General features: G+C 63.4%; 16 protein-coding genes. All 16 read left to right on the top strand.

From position 1 onward, the window contains the following. On the top strand, positions 1–852 hold the full coding sequence (pilW, locus tag ACSFA3_RS05445) for a type IV pilus biogenesis/stability protein PilW (protein WP_435504357.1): 852 nt from the start codon (positions 1–3) through the stop codon (positions 850–852). Beyond that, complete coding sequence (locus ACSFA3_RS05440; RefSeq protein WP_435504356.1) at positions 845–1,801, top strand: helix-turn-helix domain-containing protein; 957 nt, start codon at positions 845–847, stop codon at positions 1,799–1,801. The genes pilW and ACSFA3_RS05440 overlap by 8 nt, the downstream gene beginning before the upstream one ends. Next, positions 1,801–3,069 (top strand): flavodoxin-dependent (E)-4-hydroxy-3-methylbut-2-enyl-diphosphate synthase, encoded by a 1,269-nt coding sequence (ispG, locus tag ACSFA3_RS05435; RefSeq protein ID WP_435504355.1) that lies wholly within the window; start codon positions 1,801–1,803, stop codon positions 3,067–3,069. The genes ACSFA3_RS05440 and ispG overlap by 1 nt, the downstream gene beginning before the upstream one ends. A gap of 23 nt (positions 3,070–3,092) precedes the next feature. Next, on the top strand, positions 3,093–4,403 hold the full coding sequence (gene hisS, locus ACSFA3_RS05430; protein WP_435504354.1) for a histidine--tRNA ligase: 1,311 nt from the start codon (positions 3,093–3,095) through the stop codon (positions 4,401–4,403). A gap of 6 nt (positions 4,404–4,409) precedes the next feature. Continuing rightward, the gene (locus ACSFA3_RS05425; RefSeq protein ID WP_435504353.1) at positions 4,410–5,069 is read left to right on the top strand and encodes a YfgM family protein; all 660 of its coding nucleotides are present in this window, start codon (positions 4,410–4,412) and stop codon (positions 5,067–5,069) included. Positions 5,070–5,089: 20 nt separating this feature from the next. Next, positions 5,090–6,235 (top strand): outer membrane protein assembly factor BamB, encoded by a 1,146-nt coding sequence (gene bamB, locus ACSFA3_RS05420; protein ID WP_435504352.1) that lies wholly within the window; start codon positions 5,090–5,092, stop codon positions 6,233–6,235. A 21-nt stretch (positions 6,236–6,256) separates the two neighbouring features. Then, positions 6,257–7,603 (top strand): ribosome biogenesis GTPase Der, encoded by a 1,347-nt coding sequence (der, locus tag ACSFA3_RS05415; RefSeq protein ID WP_435504351.1) that lies wholly within the window; start codon positions 6,257–6,259, stop codon positions 7,601–7,603. A gap of 134 nt (positions 7,604–7,737) precedes the next feature. Continuing rightward, positions 7,738–7,983: an RNA chaperone Hfq gene (gene hfq / locus ACSFA3_RS05410; protein ID WP_012747311.1), complete on the top strand. Its 246-nt coding sequence runs from the start codon at positions 7,738–7,740 to the stop codon at positions 7,981–7,983. 68 nt (positions 7,984–8,051) lie between these two features. Next, a complete protein-coding gene (gene hflX / locus ACSFA3_RS05405; protein ID WP_435504350.1) occupies positions 8,052–9,221 on the top strand; it encodes a GTPase HflX in 1,170 nt (389 codons plus the stop codon). A 74-nt stretch (positions 9,222–9,295) separates the two neighbouring features. After that, entirely contained in the window at positions 9,296–10,666 is a 1,371-nt protein-coding gene (gene hflK, locus ACSFA3_RS05400; protein ID WP_435504971.1) for an FtsH protease activity modulator HflK, read from the top strand. 19 nt (positions 10,667–10,685) lie between these two features. Further along, entirely contained in the window at positions 10,686–11,588 is a 903-nt protein-coding gene (gene hflC / locus ACSFA3_RS05395) for a protease modulator HflC (RefSeq protein WP_435504349.1), read from the top strand. Positions 11,589–11,717: 129 nt separating this feature from the next. Beyond that, complete coding sequence (locus tag ACSFA3_RS05390) at positions 11,718–12,869, top strand: ATP phosphoribosyltransferase regulatory subunit (protein WP_435504348.1); 1,152 nt, start codon at positions 11,718–11,720, stop codon at positions 12,867–12,869. Positions 12,870–12,889: 20 nt separating this feature from the next. After that, positions 12,890–14,221 (top strand): adenylosuccinate synthase, encoded by a 1,332-nt coding sequence (locus ACSFA3_RS05385; protein ID WP_435504347.1) that lies wholly within the window; start codon positions 12,890–12,892, stop codon positions 14,219–14,221. Positions 14,222–14,235: 14 nt separating this feature from the next. Then, positions 14,236–14,760 (top strand): phosphoribosyltransferase, encoded by a 525-nt coding sequence (locus ACSFA3_RS05380; RefSeq protein ID WP_435504346.1) that lies wholly within the window; start codon positions 14,236–14,238, stop codon positions 14,758–14,760. A gap of 2 nt (positions 14,761–14,762) precedes the next feature. Continuing rightward, positions 14,763–15,956 (top strand): PLP-dependent transferase, encoded by a 1,194-nt coding sequence (locus ACSFA3_RS05375; RefSeq protein ID WP_435504970.1) that lies wholly within the window; start codon positions 14,763–14,765, stop codon positions 15,954–15,956. Positions 15,957–16,025: 69 nt separating this feature from the next. Beyond that, a complete protein-coding gene (locus tag ACSFA3_RS05370; protein ID WP_435504345.1) occupies positions 16,026–16,229 on the top strand; it encodes a hypothetical protein in 204 nt (67 codons plus the stop codon). Positions 16,230–16,281 lie beyond the last annotated feature (52 nt).

Below are 16,281 nucleotides of genomic sequence, written 5' to 3'. Positions count from 1 at the left end.
ATGAGTCTCGTTCTTCATGCGCCCGCGAGCTGGTTCGGGTGGTTCGGCACGTTTCTGTCGCTGCTGGTGTTGTCGGGCTGCGTCGGCCAGGGCGGGGTTTCTTCGCGAGCCCTGGGCGGCACGGGCGGAAGCACGGCAGGAAACGGTGCCGACATCGTTACCGCATCGGACGAGCCTGCGCTGCGCAAGCGCGCACGGTTGCGCATGGAATTGGCCATCGGTTACTTCGAGGCCGGGCAGCCGGAAGTCGCGCTCGACGAGGTCAAGCAATCGCTGGTGATCGATCCCGGTTATGCCGACGCCTACAACTTGCGCGGGCTGATCTACATGCGTCTGGACGATGCCGGGCTTGCCGAGGACAGTTTCAGGCGCGCCATTGCAATCAATCCGCGCGAGCCGAACACGCTCCACAACTACGGCTGGTTGTTGTGTCAGCAGAACCGGTTCGGTGATGCGAGCCAGCAATTCGGCTTGGCGCTGGCCGTGCCGGGTTACACCGAGCGACCCAAGACGCTGATGACGCAGGGCCTGTGCCAGCTTCGGGCGGGTAACCGCGTCGAGGCCGAGCGTGTGTTGATGCAGGCTTACGAGCTGGACGCGGGCAATCCGGTCGTCGGATTCAACCTCGCGCAGCTGATGGTGCAACGCAACGAATGGTCGCGTGCGCAGTTTTACGTGCGCCGCGTCAACAACAGTCCTTCGGCGAACGCCGAGACGCTGTGGCTCGGCATCCGGATCGAGCGGAGACTCAACAATCGCGAGGCCATGACGCAGCTTGCTGGTCAATTGCAGCGCCGCTTCCCGCAATCGCGTGAAGCACTCGCCTATGAACGCGGAAATTTCGATGATTGAACGGGCAAGCGAATTCGGCAACTCGGCTGCGGCGCCTCTGGTGACGCCCGGCGACAGAACCAACCTGACGGCCGGCGGCATGTTGCGCGAAGCGCGAGAGGCGCACGGATTGCACATCGACGTCGTAGCCGCGGCTCTCAAGGTACCGACGAAGAAACTCCAGGCGCTGGAAGACGACGACATCGATTCGCTGCCGGACCCGGTATTTGCGCGTGCGCTCGCGGCCAGCGTGTGCCGTGCGTTGCGCGTCGATCCTGCGCCCGTGCTGGCCAAGCTTCCCGGCGCACTGCGACCCGGGCTGGCCGATGCGGACCAGACCATCAGCAGCAGCTTTCGCTCCGGTGCGCCGCGCTCGGGCCGTGGTGGCGGCTTGCCTTCGCGGGCCGTGCTCGTCGTGGTGGCTATGTTGCTGGTCGCCGCTGCATTGCTGTTCTGGCTGCCCCAAGGCGTATTCGGGCGTTTGAGTGCCTCTTTGTCGGGTACGCCTGCCGTCGAAGCTGCGAATAACGCGACTTCGGAGACCGTCGTCGTCGCACCCGCCGGCACGGTGCTCGAGTCCGTGACCACGCCATCGCTGGGCGGCACGACGCCATCGGTTCCGCTGACGGCTTCGATCGCGACCACGAATGCGGCCACGAACGCAACCGCGGCATCTGCGACTGCGGCATCCGCTGCGCTTGCCGACGCCTCGGCGGCAGCGCCGTCAACCGAAGACGTGCTGGTGTTCACGGCCCGCACTGAATCCTGGATTACTGTGAACGAAACCGGGGGCAGGCAATTGCTCCGCCGTACGCTGAAGGCCGGCGAAACCGTTGGTTTGTCCGGCAAGCTCCCGATGTCGGTCGTTATCGGTCGCGCGTCGGGAATCGATGTGAAAGTACGCGGCAAGGCCTTCGAGCTGGCTTCTGTGACCGGCTCGGGCGGCGTGGCGCGATTCGAAGTCAAATAATGAATTTTCAGCAAGCCATCGAGCCCGCGGCTCCCAAGGCAAGGCGCTCCCGCCAGGCCAGCGTGACGTGGGGCCCGCGCGTCGTCACGGTCGGCGGCGATGCGCCGGTTCGTGTGCAATCGATGACGAACACCGACACGGTCGACGCCATCGGCACAGCGATCCAGGTCAAGGAACTGGCGATCGCCGGTTCCGAGATGGTGCGCATCACGGTCAACACGCCTGAAGCGGCGGCGCAGGTACCGTACATCCGCGACCAGCTCGACCGCATGGGCATCGACGTGCCGCTGATCGGCGATTTTCACTACAACGGGCATCGCCTGCTGACCGATTACCCGGCCTGCGCCGAAGCGCTCAGCAAATACCGCATCAATCCCGGCAACGTGGGCAAGGGCCACAAGAAGGACAAGCAGTTCGGCCAGATGATCGAAGCTGCGGTTCGCTGGAAGAAGGCGGTCCGTATCGGCGTCAACTGGGGCAGCCTCGACCAGGAACTGCTCGCGCATCTGATGGACGTCAACAGCCGCCGCGATGAGCCGTGGGCAGCCAAATCGGTCATGTACGAAGCGCTCGTGAGTTCGGCGATCGACTCGGCGACACTTGCGGAATCGATGGGCCTGGACGGCAACCAGATTATCCTGAGTTGCAAGGTGAGCGGCGTGCAGGATCTGATCTCGGTCTACCGCGAGCTTGCCAAACGCTGCGATTACGCACTGCACCTCGGCCTGACCGAAGCCGGCATGGGCACCAAGGGCACCGTGGCCTCGGCGACGGCGCTGTCGATCCTGCTGCAGGAGGGCATCGGCGACACCATTCGCGTCTCGCTCACGCCGCAGCCGGGCGAAGCGCGCACACAGGAAGTGCTGATCGCGAACGAGATCCTCCAGGCCCTGGGATTGCGCGTCTTCGTGCCCAGCGTGACCGCATGCCCGGGCTGCGGTCGCACGACCAGCATGACGTTCCAGGAGCTGGCGAAGACCATCGACGACTACCTCCGCAACCAGATGCCGGTCTGGCGCAAGAAATACCCCGGCGTCGAGAACCTGAAGGTCGCCGTCATGGGCTGCATCGTCAACGGTCCCGGCGAAAGCAAGCATGCCGACATCGGCATCAGCCTGCCGGGCACCGGCGAGGCGCCTGCAGCGCCGGTCTTCATCGATGGCGAGAAGGCCTTGACGCTGCGCGGCGACAACATCGCCGCCGAGTTCCATCAGCTCGTCGAGACATACATCGAAAAGCGCTTCGGCCGCACGCCTGCTGCCGTCTGACATTCCCCTGATCCCTGGAAGCCATGGCTGAGAAACTCAGTGCCGTCAAAGGCATGAACGACATTTTGCCGATCGAATCGGCGCGCTGGGAGTGGCTCGAGGCCATCGTGCGCGACCTGATGGCGCGTTATGCGTACCGAAACGTGCGCACGCCGATCCTTGAGCACACGGCACTGTTCGTGCGCGGCATCGGCGAGGTGACCGACATCGTCGAGAAGGAGATGTATGCCTTCGAGGACCGCTCCGACAAGCATGGCCAGGCCGAGCATCTGGCAATGCGACCCGAGAACACCGCCGGCCTGGTTCGCGCGGTGATCGAGCACAACCTGCTGTACGACGGTCCCAAGCGGCTCTGGTACACCGGCCCGATGTTCCGCCGCGAGAAGCCGCAGCGCGGGCGCTACCGTCAGTTCCATCAGATCGGCGCCGAGGCGCTTGGCTTTGCCGGGCCCGATGTCGACGCAGAACTGATCCTGCTCGCTGCAGCGCTCTGGAAAAGGATCGGCCTGACCGATGTCCGGCTCGAGCTCAACAGCCTGGGTCAGCCGCCCGAGCGCGCGGCGCACCGCGCCGAACTCATAAGGCACTTCGAGCAGCACGCCGAAGCGCTCGACGAAGACGCGAAGCGCCGGCTGCACAGCAATCCGCTGCGGATTCTGGACACCAAGAATCCGGCCATGAAGGAAGTGGTCGAGGCGGCACCCAAGCTGCTCGATTTTCTCGGCGCCGAGTCGCTGAAGCATTTCGAAGGCCTGCAGACCATCCTGCGCGCCAACGATATCGCCTTCACGATCAACCCGCGACTGGTGCGCGGGCTCGATTACTACAACCTCACCGTGTTCGAGTTCGTCACCGATCGCCTCGGCGCACAAGGCACCGTGTGCGCGGGCGGTCGCTACGACGATCTCATCGCGCAGATCGGCGGCAAGCCGGCGCCGGCAGTCGGATGGGCGATGGGTGTGGAGCGCGTGCTCGATCTCGTGAAGGAGCAGGGCACGGTGGTGCCGATGTCCGTGCCCGATGTCTACGCCGTGGTGCCCGAAGCGGGCGCCATGCCTGTCGTCCTGCGGACGCTGCAACAGTTGCGCGATGCCGGCGTTCGGGTGCAGATGCATGCGGCAACGGCCGACGGACTTGGCAGTTTCAAGTCGCAGTTCAAGAAGGCCGATGCCAGCGGTGCCGCGTATGCGCTGGTCTTTGGAGGAGATGAACTCGCGCGCGGCGAGGTCACCGTCAAGTCGCTTCGCGACGGTGGCGGTGCGCAGACCGCTCGGCCGCTCGCCGATCTGGCGGCCTGGGCCGTCACCCTACAATCCCCGGCTCCCAACAACTGACAGCGCATGGCAACCCATCTCGATCTCGAAGAACAGGAACAGCTCGACCAGCTCAAGCATTTCTGGAATACGTACGGCACGCTGATCACATGGATCGTGCTGCTTGCCGCCGGTGCGTTCATGGCCTGGAACGGCTGGAACTACTTCCAACGCAGCAAGGCTGCGCAGGCTTCGGCGCTCTACGACGAAGTCGAGCGCAGCGCGCAGGCCGGCGATGCCGAGCGCATCGAGCGAGCCTTGAACGTAATGAAGGACAAGTTCGCACGCACAGCCTATGCGCAGCAGGCCGGCTTGCTGGCGGCGAAGACGCTGCGCGAGAAAGACAAGGGCGACGCATCGCGCGCCGCGCTCGACTGGGTTGCGCAGAACGCCGTCGATCCCGGTTATCAGGCGATTGCCCGGCTTCGCCTTGCGGCGGAATTGCTCGACACCAAGGCTTATGACGAAGCGCTGAAGCAGCTCGCCAGTCCGACGCCGAAGGAATTCGAGCCGCTCGTTGCAGATCGCAAGGGCGATATCTACATGGCACAGGGCAAGCGGGACGAGGCGAAGGCCGAATACCAGAAGGCTTGGTCAGGGCTGGAAGCCCGTACCGATTACCGCCGGCTGGTGGAGATCAAGCTGAATGCCGTGGGTGTCGACACCCGAAACCTGGCCAAACAGTGAACGAGTCAGTGACCGAAGCCATGAAAAACACCCACCGTTTGCCGACGCTTTCATTGGCGTTGCGCGTCGTAGCCGCTTCGATTCTGGTCGCCGCGCTTGCCGCTTGTTCGGGTACGAGCAAGCCGAAGCCGGCCGAGCTCGGCGCCAACCCTGCTCTGTTAGGCGTGCGCCAGGCCTGGTCGCTGCGCGTTCCGTCGGTGGCATTTCCGTTGCAGACGAACGTCAGCGGCGACACCGTCACCGTCGCGTCTGCCGAAGGCGTCGTGGTTTCGATCGACGCGCGTTCGGGTCAGGAAATGTGGCGCGCCAATGCCGGTGCACCGCTGACGGCAGGCGTCGGCAGCGACGGGACCGTGGCGGCAGTCGTCACGCGCGACAACGAACTCGTTGCACTCGAAGCCGGCAAGGTACTCTGGAAACAGCGACTGAGCGCGCAGGCTTACACGGCCCCGCTGGTGGCCGGTCGCCGTGTGTTCGTGCAGACCGGCGATCGCACCATCACCGCCTGGGACGGCCAGACCGGACGCCGGCTGTGGTCGCAGGCCCGCACGGCCGAAAATCTTGTCCTCAAGCGGCCCGGCGTGATGCTGGCGGTCGGCGATACGCTGGTGGCGGGCGTGGGTGGCCGGCTTGTCGGAATGAATCCGGCGAACGGTACGTCGCGCTGGGAGTCGCCGATCGCGGCACCGCGCGGCACGAACGACGTCGAACGTCTGGTCGATCTGACCGGCCCGGTCAGCCGCGACGGCGAAACCATCTGCGCCCGCGCCTACTACGCCAATGTCGGCTGTGTCGACGCGTCGCGCGGTGTGCTGCTCTGGACCAAGGCCGCATCGGGCGCCGTCGGTGTGAGCGGAGACGATCGCCTGGTCTACGGCACCGAATCGAACGGCAATGTGACGGCATGGCGCCGTGCAGACGGCGAACGCGCCTGGTCGACGGAGATCTTCAGGAATCGGACGTTGACGGCGCCGCTCGCGGTCGGCCGCTCCCTGGTGATCGGAGACGACACCGGGCTGGTGCTTCTGGTTTCGCGCGAAGACGGCAAGATGCTGAATCGCCTGACGCCCGATGGTTCGCCCATCGCAGCGACGCCGGTACTCGCCGGCAATACGGTCGTGATCGTCACCCGCAACGGCGGTGTGTTCGGTTATCGCCCTGAATAACTTTTACGTGAAGGCCCGGCCATGAAGCCAGTCATCGCCCTGGTCGGGCGTCCCAACGTCGGCAAATCGACCCTGTTCAACCGCCTGACGCAGACGCGCGACGCCATCGTCGCAGACTTCGCCGGACTGACGCGGGACCGCCATTACGGCAACGGCCGCCAGGGCCGTCATGAATTCATCGTCATCGACACCGGCGGCTTCGAGCCCGACGCGGGCAGCGGCATCTTCAAGGAAATGGCCAAGCAGACGCGCCAGGCCGTCGCCGAGGCGGATGTCGTCGTGTTCGTGGTCGATGCCCGCGAAGGCCTGTCCGCACAGGATCACGAGATCGCCAAAGAACTGCGCCGGCTCGGAAAGCCGTGCGTGCTGACAGCCAACAAGGCTGAAGGCATGCAGGACGGTACCAAGCTGGTCGAGTTTTACGAACTCGGCCTCGGCGACGTACACGGCGTTTCGGCCGCCCACGGACAGGGCATCCGCGATCTGGTCGATCTGGCGCTGGCACCGCTCAACCTGCCGGACCCGGAAGACGACGAGGAAGACGACGGCGAGGCGAAGCCGATCAAGCTGGCCGTCGCCGGACGCCCGAATGTCGGCAAGTCGACGCTGATCAACACGTGGCTCGGCGAGGAGCGGCTGGTCGCCTTCGACATGCCGGGTACCACGCGTGACGCTATCACCGTGCCTTTCGAGCGAAACGGCCAGCATTTCGAGCTCATCGATACCGCCGGTCTGCGGCGCAAGGGCAAGGTCTTCGAGGCGATCGAGAAATTCTCGGTGGTCAAGACGCTTCAGGCGATCGAATCGGCCAATGTCGTGCTGCTGCTGCTCGACGCAACCCAGGGCGTAACCGATCAGGATGCGCACATCGCCGGCTACATCCTGGAATCGGGTCGCGCCGTAGTGATCGCGGTGAACAAGTGGGATGCCGTCGACAGTTACCAGCGCGAACAGCTCCAGCGCCAGATCGAAACGCGGTTGCCGTTCCTGAAGTTCGCCGCGATGCATTTCATATCCGCCATCAAGCGCCAGGGTCTCGGGCCGGTGTGGCAAGCCATTGCGCAGGCGCACAAGTCGGCAACACGGAAGATGTCGACGCCTGTTCTGACGCGGCTTTTACTGGAAGCGGTGCAATTCCAGGCACCGCAACGCAGCGGCATGTTTCGGCCAAAGCTCCGATATGCGCATCAGGGCGGGATGAATCCGCCCGTCATCGTGATTCACGGCAATTCCCTGGAGCACGTCACAGATTCCTACAAGCGCTTTCTCGAAGGCCGATTCCGAAAGGAATTCGATCTCGTAGGCACGCCGATGCGCATAGAGTTCAAGACGTCTCACAATCCTTACGCCGACAAGGAAAAGGGCTGAGTTCGCGGGCTCGCTAAAGTTCCAGCATTGAAGTGCCGTTATTTTGTCAGGGCCTTGGTCTCAATTGCTGCAGCGCAGAATCGCTGTGTTAAGGTCCAAAGTCCAATAACTTTTCCTTGAACACGGAGAATATCGTGAGCAACAAAGGGCAACTTTTGCAAGACCCGTTCCTGAACACTTTGCGTCGGGAGCACGTGCCGGTTTCCATTTACCTGGTCAACGGCATCAAGCTTCAGGGTCAGATCGAATCTTTCGATCAATACGTCGTGCTCTTAAGGAACACGGTGACGCAGATGGTCTACAAACATGCCATTTCCACCATCGTGCCCGGACGCGCGGTCAACTTCTCGGCTGCCGAGAACGACGACGCAGCTGCCTGACGGACATGTTTCGCGACGGATTCACATCCGTCGCCCTCATTCGTTTTTACTGCAAGGCCTGATTCCGCTTGTCTGAATCTATACCCCGCCAGGACGGCGCCGTCATTCTCGTGGGCGTCGACTTCGGATTGCCGCATTTCGATAGCGAATTGGAAGAACTCGGCCTGCTGGCGCAAACCGCCGGGCTCGTGCCGGTCGAGCGCATCGTCTGCAAGAGAAAAGCACCTGACGCAGCGCTTTTTGTCGGCAGCGGCAAGGCCGACGAAATTCGTGAGCTGGCCGAAATGCATCGCGCCAGCGAAGTCATCTTCGATCAGTCGATCAGCCCGGCACAGCAGCGCAACCTCGAGCGGAAGCTGGAGATTGCCGTCTACGACCGGACCTTCCTCATTCTCGAAATCTTTGCTCAACGTGCGCGTTCCCACGAGGGCAAGTTGCAGGTCGAGCTGGCGCGTCTGCAGTACCTCAGCACGCGACTGGTAAGGCGATGGTCGCATCTGGAACGACAGACCGGCGGTGCAGGTGTGCGCGGCGGTCCGGGCGAAAAGCAGATCGAACTCGACCGGCGCATGATCAGCGAATCGATCAAGCGCACCAAGGAGCGGCTGGCAAAGGTGCAGAAGCAACGCGGCACGCAGCGGCGGCAGCGCGAGCGCCGCGAGACCTTCAACATTTCATTGGTCGGCTATACGAACGCCGGCAAATCGTCGATCTTCAATGCGCTGGTCAAAGCACGTGCCTACGCGGCAGACCAGTTGTTTGCAACGCTCGACACGACCACGCGTCATCTTTATCTGGGTGATGCAAAACGCCAGGCTTCAATTTCGGACACCGTCGGGTTCATCCGAGATCTGCCGCACGGCTTGGTCGACGCCTTCAAGGCAACGCTGCAGGAAGCCGTCGATGCCGATCTGCTGCTGCACGTGGTGGATGCATCCAATCCGCATCATCCCGAGCAGATGGCCGAGGTTCAGAGGGTTCTGCACGAGATCGGTGCCGGCGATGTACCGCAATTGCTTGTATTTAACAAATTGGACGCACTTGAAAGCGCACAGCAGCCGCTCCAGATGCAGGACGAGATGGAAGTCGACGGCGTGCGGATTCCCCGCATTTTCGTCAGCGCGCACAGCGGCGTCGGTTTGCCGGCGTTGCGCGCGGAGCTTGCGACTCGTTCTGGCGTAGTCACGGAGGGCATGCCCTTGGACACGGGTGCTGAATTGCACGATGCGGCCGACTGATTGGGCACAATCGCCCCACTGACATAGAAGCGAATCGAATGAATGCAAAGCCAGTGTGGAGCCGCTTTAGGGGCATGTTCAACCTGAACGACGGGCGTTGGGGCCGAGGCGACGAGCCTTCGTCCAACGGAGAGCGCCCGGCGGCAAACCGGCCCGATGCCGATCAGCCGCCCCCCAGCAATAACGGCGGCAACAACAACAACAACGGCAATCGTCCCCGCGGACAGGGACCCAACCAGGGCCCACCCGATCTGGACGAGCTTTGGCGTGATTTCAACCGCAAGCTCGGTGGCCTTTTCGGCGGCGGACGCGGCGGAAACAATCGTCCGAGCGGCAACAACGGGTCCGGCAGCGGCGGCGGTGGTGGCTTCAAGCCCGACATGAAGAATGCGGGTTACGGTCTCGGTCTGGTGGCGCTCGTCGCCGTCCTGATCTGGCTGGGCACCGGCTTTTTCATCGTGAACGAAGGCCAGCAGGCTGTCATCACCCAGTTCGGTCGCTACAAGACCACGGTCGGCGCCGGCTTCAACTGGCGCTTGCCGTATCCGATCCAGCGCCATGAACTGGTGGTCGTCACGCAGATCCGCTCGACCGACGTCGGTCGCGACAGCATCGTGCGCTCGACCGGCCTGCGCGAGTCGGCCATGCTGACCGAAGACGAAAACATCGTCGAGATCAAGTTCGCCGTTCAATACCGTTTGAGCGACGCGCGTGCCTATCTGTACGAGAGCAAGGCGCCTGCTGATACCGTCGTGCAGGTTGCCGAGACGGCCGTGCGCGAAGTCGTCGGCAAGATGAAGATGGACGCGGCTCTCGCGGAAGAACGTGACCAGATCGCCCCGCGCGTTCGCACGCTGATGCAGACGATCCTCGACCGCTATCAAGTGGGCGTCGAAGTCGTCAACATCAACTTGCAGCAGGGCGGTGTGCGCCCACCGGAGCAGGTCCAGGCTGCATTCGACGACGTGCTCAAAGCCGGTCAGGAGCGCGAACGCGCCAAGAACGAAGCGCAGGCATATGCCAACGACGTGATTCCGCGTGCCACGGGTGCGGCTTCGCGACTGAAGGAAGAGTCGGAGGCATACAAGGCGCGCATCGTTGCGCAGGCTCAGGGCGATGCTTCCCGCTTCGCCGCCGTGCTGGCCGAATACCAGAAGGCGCCACAGGTGACCCGCGACCGCATGTACACCGATGCGATGCAGCAGATGTATGCCAACACCACCAAGGTGCTGGTGGACTCGAGCAAGGGAACCAACCTTCTCTACTTGCCGCTCGACAAGCTGATGCAGACTGCTGGCGCGAACACGACGGCAGCCCCTGCCGACGGCGCGAGCCCGAACGTGGTGGGTGCGGCTTCGTCGCAATCGTCTTCGGTTCCGGCAACGGCGACCACCAACGACGCACGCGTGCGCGACGACCGCTCGCGCGGCCGCGACGGACGCTGATCGTCGAGGAATCAAGAACATGAACAGAATCGGATTCATCGCATCGTCGATCCTGGTGGCGCTCGCGCTGCTCAGCTCGACACTTTTCGTGGTCGATCAGCGCCAGTTCGGCATCGTCTACCAGCTCGGCCAGATTAAGAGCGTGATCACCGAGCCCGGCCTCAACTTCAAGATGCCGCCGCCGTTCCAGAACGTGTCGTACATCGACAAGCGACTGCTCACGTTGTCCAGCATGGAAGCCGAGCCGATGCTCACCGCCGAGAAGCAGCGCGTGGTGATCGACTGGTATGTGCGCTGGCGCGTCTCCAACCCGTCGGAATACATCCGCAACGTCGGTCTCGACGAGAACGCCGGTGCGACGCAGCTCAACCGCGTGGTGCGAAACGCGTTCCAGGAAAACGTCAATAAGCGCACCGTGCGCGACCTGATCTCGGTCCGCCGCGAGGCGCTGATGGCCGACGTACAACGCGAAGTGCTGGCTGTCGTCAAGGGTGCAAAGCCTTGGGGCGTGGACATCATCGACGTGCGGATCACCCGCGTCGATTACGTCGAAGCCATCACCGAGTCCGTGTACCGACGCATGGAAGCCGAGCGCAAGCGCGTGGCCAACGAGCTCCGATCGACCGGCTTCGCCGAGGGCGAGAAGATCCGTGCCGACGCCGACCGTCAACGCGAAGTGACCGTGGCGAACGCCTATCGCGAAGCCCAGAAGATCAAGGGCGAGGGCGACGCGCAGGCTGCCGCTGCTTACAGCGAAGCGTTCGGCCGCGATGCGCAGTTCGCGCAGTTCTATCGAAGCCTCGACGCATACAAGCAGAGCTTCAACAAGAAGAGCGATGTGTTGGTGGTCGATCCGGCTTCTTCCGACTTCTTCCGCGCCTTGCGCGGCTCCGGCAGCGGCACCTCCGCACCGAATCGCTGAGTCGAACCCCGCCGGCGCCAGCGATGCGAAGAGCCAATGCTCTTCGCATAGCTAACGCCCCCGACGAAGCACGCGCAGCCACGCCTTCGCGTCCCGGTAGAATTCCGGTTTAACCACGCTCCGATTCCAATGTCCGCTTGGGTCCTACCGGATCACATTGCCGATGTGCTGCCCTCCGAGGCACGCCATATCGAAGAACTCCGACGCGAACTGCTCGACACCGCTCGTGGCTACGGCTATGAGCTGGTGATGCCGCCGTTGCTCGAGCACCTTGAGTCGCTGCTTTCGGGCACCGGCGAAGCGCTCGACCTGCAAACCTTCAAACTCGTCGACCAGCTTTCGGGTCGAACGATGGGGCTGCGCGCCGATACGACGCCGCAAGTCGCCCGCATCGACGCGCACCTGCTCAACCGTCAAGGCGTGACGCGGCTGTGCTACTGCGGCCCGGTCGTGCACACGCGGCCGGACCGTCCGCATGCGACACGCGAGCCGCTGCAGCTCGGCGCAGAAATCTACGGTCACGCCGGGCTCGAAGCCGACACCGAGATCTTGCGGCTTGCGCTCGACTGCCTGCACGCGGCAGGCGTCGCAAACGGCGCCATCGTCGACATGGCCGATGCGCGCATCGTGGATTCGCTGTTCGATGGCGTGACGACCGATGCCAAGGTGCTGGCGCGCGTTCATGCCGCCTTGGCGACCAAGGATGCGAGCGAACTGCGTTCGCTGACGCGCGATTTCCCGGCCGCGTCTCGCGAAGGTCTGCTTGCACTGGTGCAGCTTTATGGCGATGCAGCGGTCCTCGACGAGGCCGCACGGGTCCTGCCGGCAACGCCGCCGGTCGCCCAGGCACTTGCCGACCTGAAGCTGCTGGCATCGCGTCTCGATGGCGCCAAGGTCAGCTTCGATCTTTCGGATCTGCGCGGCTATGCGTACTACAGCGGCATGCGTTTCGGCATCTATGTCGACGGGGCGGCCGATGCGCTGGTGCGCGGCGGGCGCTACGACGAGGTGGGCGCGGTATTCGGTCGCAACCGGCCGGCGGTCGGCTTCAGCGTTGACCTGCGGGAGTTGGTCGGCGTGCTGCCGGCACGGCCGTTGCGCGCGGCCATCCGCGCGCCATGGAACGACGCTGCGGATCTGCGCGTCGCCATCGCCGCGCTCCGTGCGAGCGGCGAAACCGTGGTCTGCGTGCTTCCGGGACACGACAGCGAAATCGACGAGTTTCATTGCGACCGGGAGCTCGTCGAGCAGTCGGGCCGGTGGAATGTCCAAGCCATTTGAATCTTGAAAAGCGAAACATCATGAGCGTTACCACAGGCAGAAACGTGGTCGTCGTCGGCACCCAATGGGGCGACGAAGGCAAGGGCAAACTGGTCGACTGGCTGACCGAAAGCGCACAAGGCGTCGTCCGCTTCCAGGGCGGCCACAATGCAGGCCACACGCTGGTCATCAACGGCGTGAAGACCGCGCTGCACCTGATCCCGAGCGGCATCATGCGACCGGGCGTGAAGTGCTACATCGGCAACGGTGTCGTGCTGTCTGCGGCCAAGCTGTTCGAGGAGATCGAAGGGCTGGAGAAGGCGGGCGTCGAAGTGCGGTCGCGCCTGCGCATCAGCGAGGCCTGCCCGCTGATCCTGCCTTTCCATGCGGCGCTCGACATCGCGCGGGAGCTCTACCGCGAAAAGGGCGGCATCGAGAAGATCGGCACCACCGGTCGAGGCATCGGTCCGGCGTACGAAGACAAGATAGCCCGCCGCGCGCTGCGCGTTCAGGACCTGAAGCATCCGGCGCGTTTCGCCGAGAAGCTGCATGTGCTGCTCGACCTGCACAACCATGTGCTGACGCAGGTGCTGAACGCGCCGGCGATCGATTTCGATACCGTCTACGACGAAGCGATGCTTCATGCGGAATTGCTGAAGCCGATGATGGCCGACGTGTCGCGCGAACTCAACGATGCGCACAAGGCCGGCGCCAATCTGCTGTTCGAAGGCGCGCAGGGCACGTTGCTCGACGTCGACCACGGTACCTATCCGTACGTCACTTCCAGCAATTGCGTGGCCGGCAACGCCGCGGCAGGCTCGGGCGTCGGTCCAGGCATGCTGCATTACGTGCTCGGCATCACCAAGGCGTACTGCACGCGCGTCGGCGGTGGACCTTTCCCGACCGAGCTCGACTGGGAAACGCCGGGCACGCCCGGCTATCACATGAGCACCATCGGCGCCGAAAAGGGCGTGACCACCGGCCGCAGCCGCCGTTGCGGCTGGTTCGATGCGGCGCTCCTTAAGCGCTCTGCGCAGGTCAACGGTCTTTCGGGCCTGTGCATCACCAAGCTCGACGTTCTGGACGGGCTCGAGAAGCTGGAACTGTGCACCGGCTACGAGCTCGATGGCGAACACACCGACATCCTCCCGATGGGCGCCGACGAGATCTCGCGCTGCACGCCTGTCTACGAAACGCTCGAAGGCTGGACCGACAGCACGGTCGGCGTGACGCAGTACGACAAGCTGCCGGTCAACGCACGGCTGTACCTGCAGCGCATCGAGCAGGTGACCGGCGTGCCGATCCACATGGTTTCGACCAGCCCCGATCGCGATCACACGATCATGATGCGCCACCCGTACCTCGCCGACTGAACAGGACATCCATCATGTTGACCGAAGACGGCAAGCATCTCTACGTCAGCTATGACGAGTACCACAACCTGATCGAGAAGCTGGCGATCAAGGTGCACCAGTCGGAGTGGGAGTTCGACACCATCCTGTGCCTGGCACGCGGCGGCATGCGTCCGGGCGACGTTCTCTCGCGCATCTTCCAGAAGCCGCTGGCGATCATGTCGACCAGTTCGTACCGCGCCGACGCCGGCAAGGTGCAGGGTCATCTCGACCTGGCACGCTTCATCACGACGCCCAAGGGCGAGATCGCAGGCAAGGTGCTGCTGGTCGACGACCTCGCGGATTCCGGCCACACGCTCCATGCGGTGATGAAGATGCTGCGCGACAACTACGCGCCCATCACCGAGTTGCGCAGTGCCGTTATCTGGACGAAGGCAGTATCGACCTTCACGCCTGATTATTCGGTCGAGTTCCTCGCGACCAATCCGTGGATTCATCAGCCGTTCGAGAGCTACGACACCACCGGCCCGGAAAAGCTGCTGACGAAGTGGTCGGTCTGAGAATGCAGAAGCCGATCACCGACCTCATTCATCATCCCTACAAGCCGCCGGCGACCTTTGCCGCGCCGCTTCCCGGTATTCACAAGGCGTCGACGGTATTCTTCGCAGATGTCGCAGCGATGCGCGCGCGCGACTGGAAAACCAAGGCCGGCTATACGTACGGACTGCACGGTACGCCGACCACGTTCACGCTCGAAGCGCGTCTTGCATCGCTCGAAGGCGCGACCGAGTGTCTTCTCGTGCCGAGCGGACTCGCTGCGATCTCGCTGGTGGCTTTCGCGCTGCTGAAGAGCGGCGACGAGGTGCTGATCCCCGACAACGCCTACGGTCCCAACAAGGCGTTGGCCGCTGGCGAACTGGCGAATTTCGGCGTCACGCATCGCATGTACGACGCGATGAACCCGCGCGACCTCGCGGACAAGCTGAGCGATCGCACGAAGCTGGTCTGGCTCGAAGCGGCCGGCTCGGTCACGATGGAATTTCCGGACCTGCCGGCGCTGGTGGCGGTCTGCCGGGCGCGTGGCGTCGTCACTGCGCTCGACAACACCTGGGGCGCCGGTCTGGCGTTCAAGCCTTTCGATTTCAACGGCAGCGGGCAGGGCGTCGATATTTCCGCCCACGCGCTGACCAAGTATCCAAGCGGCGGTGGCGACGTGCTGATGGGCAGCGTCACGACCTGCGACGCGCGCCTGCACCAGGCGCTCAAGCTCACGCACATGCGCATGGGCTGGGGTGTCGGTGTCGGCGACGTCGAGACTCTGTTGCGGGCACTGCCGAGCATCGCTTTGCGCTACGAAGCGCATGACCGTTCCGCACGCGTGCTGGCGCGATGGTTCGAGACGCGCGACGAGATCGCGCAGGTGCTCCACCCGGCCCTCGAAAACTCGCCGGGTCACGAGAACTGGGACCGGCTCTGCGGCGAAAACAATCTCGCCGCCGGATTGTTCTCGGTGGTCTTCGACGAGCGCTTCGGCGCCGAGCAGGTCGACCGTTTCTGTGACGGGTTGAAACTGTTCCGTCTCGGTTATTCATGGGGCGGACCGATCAGCCTGGTGGTGCCCTACGACATCGGCCTGATGCGCGATGCCGGGGTTTCCCATTGGCCGCATCGAGGAACGCTGGTGCGATTCTCGGTCGGACTGGAGGCTGTCGAAGACCTGCAGAACGATCTCGAACGGGCGCTCGGCTCACTTTGAGAGCCAACGGAATCGCGTACAGTCAGACAACATTGCAGTCATCCAGACTGCTTGCCCCAAGGAGAAGAAGTGGCAACACCGAACTACGGCTACGAGAAGCGCCAGAAAGAACTGGCCAAGAGAAAGAAAAAAGAAGACAAGCTTCGCGACAAGGAACAGCGCAAGCTCAGTCCGAGCAGCGACGGGCTTGCACCCGGCGATCCGGAAACCGACGTCGCATCGCTGGAACACGATGCACCGACCGCACCGGTCCTTCCTACGAAAAACGGCTGAGCTTTCGCATTCCGTCGTTCGATAACTGAAAAAGCCGCCGACTGCGCAATGC

The sequence above is a fragment of the Variovorax glucosi genome (genome assembly GCF_051216695.1).
Lineage (GTDB): Bacteria > Pseudomonadota > Gammaproteobacteria > Burkholderiales > Burkholderiaceae_C > Variovorax.
Note: the sequence above shows the minus strand (reverse complement) of the source record. Positions and strands in the feature narration are given on the sequence as shown.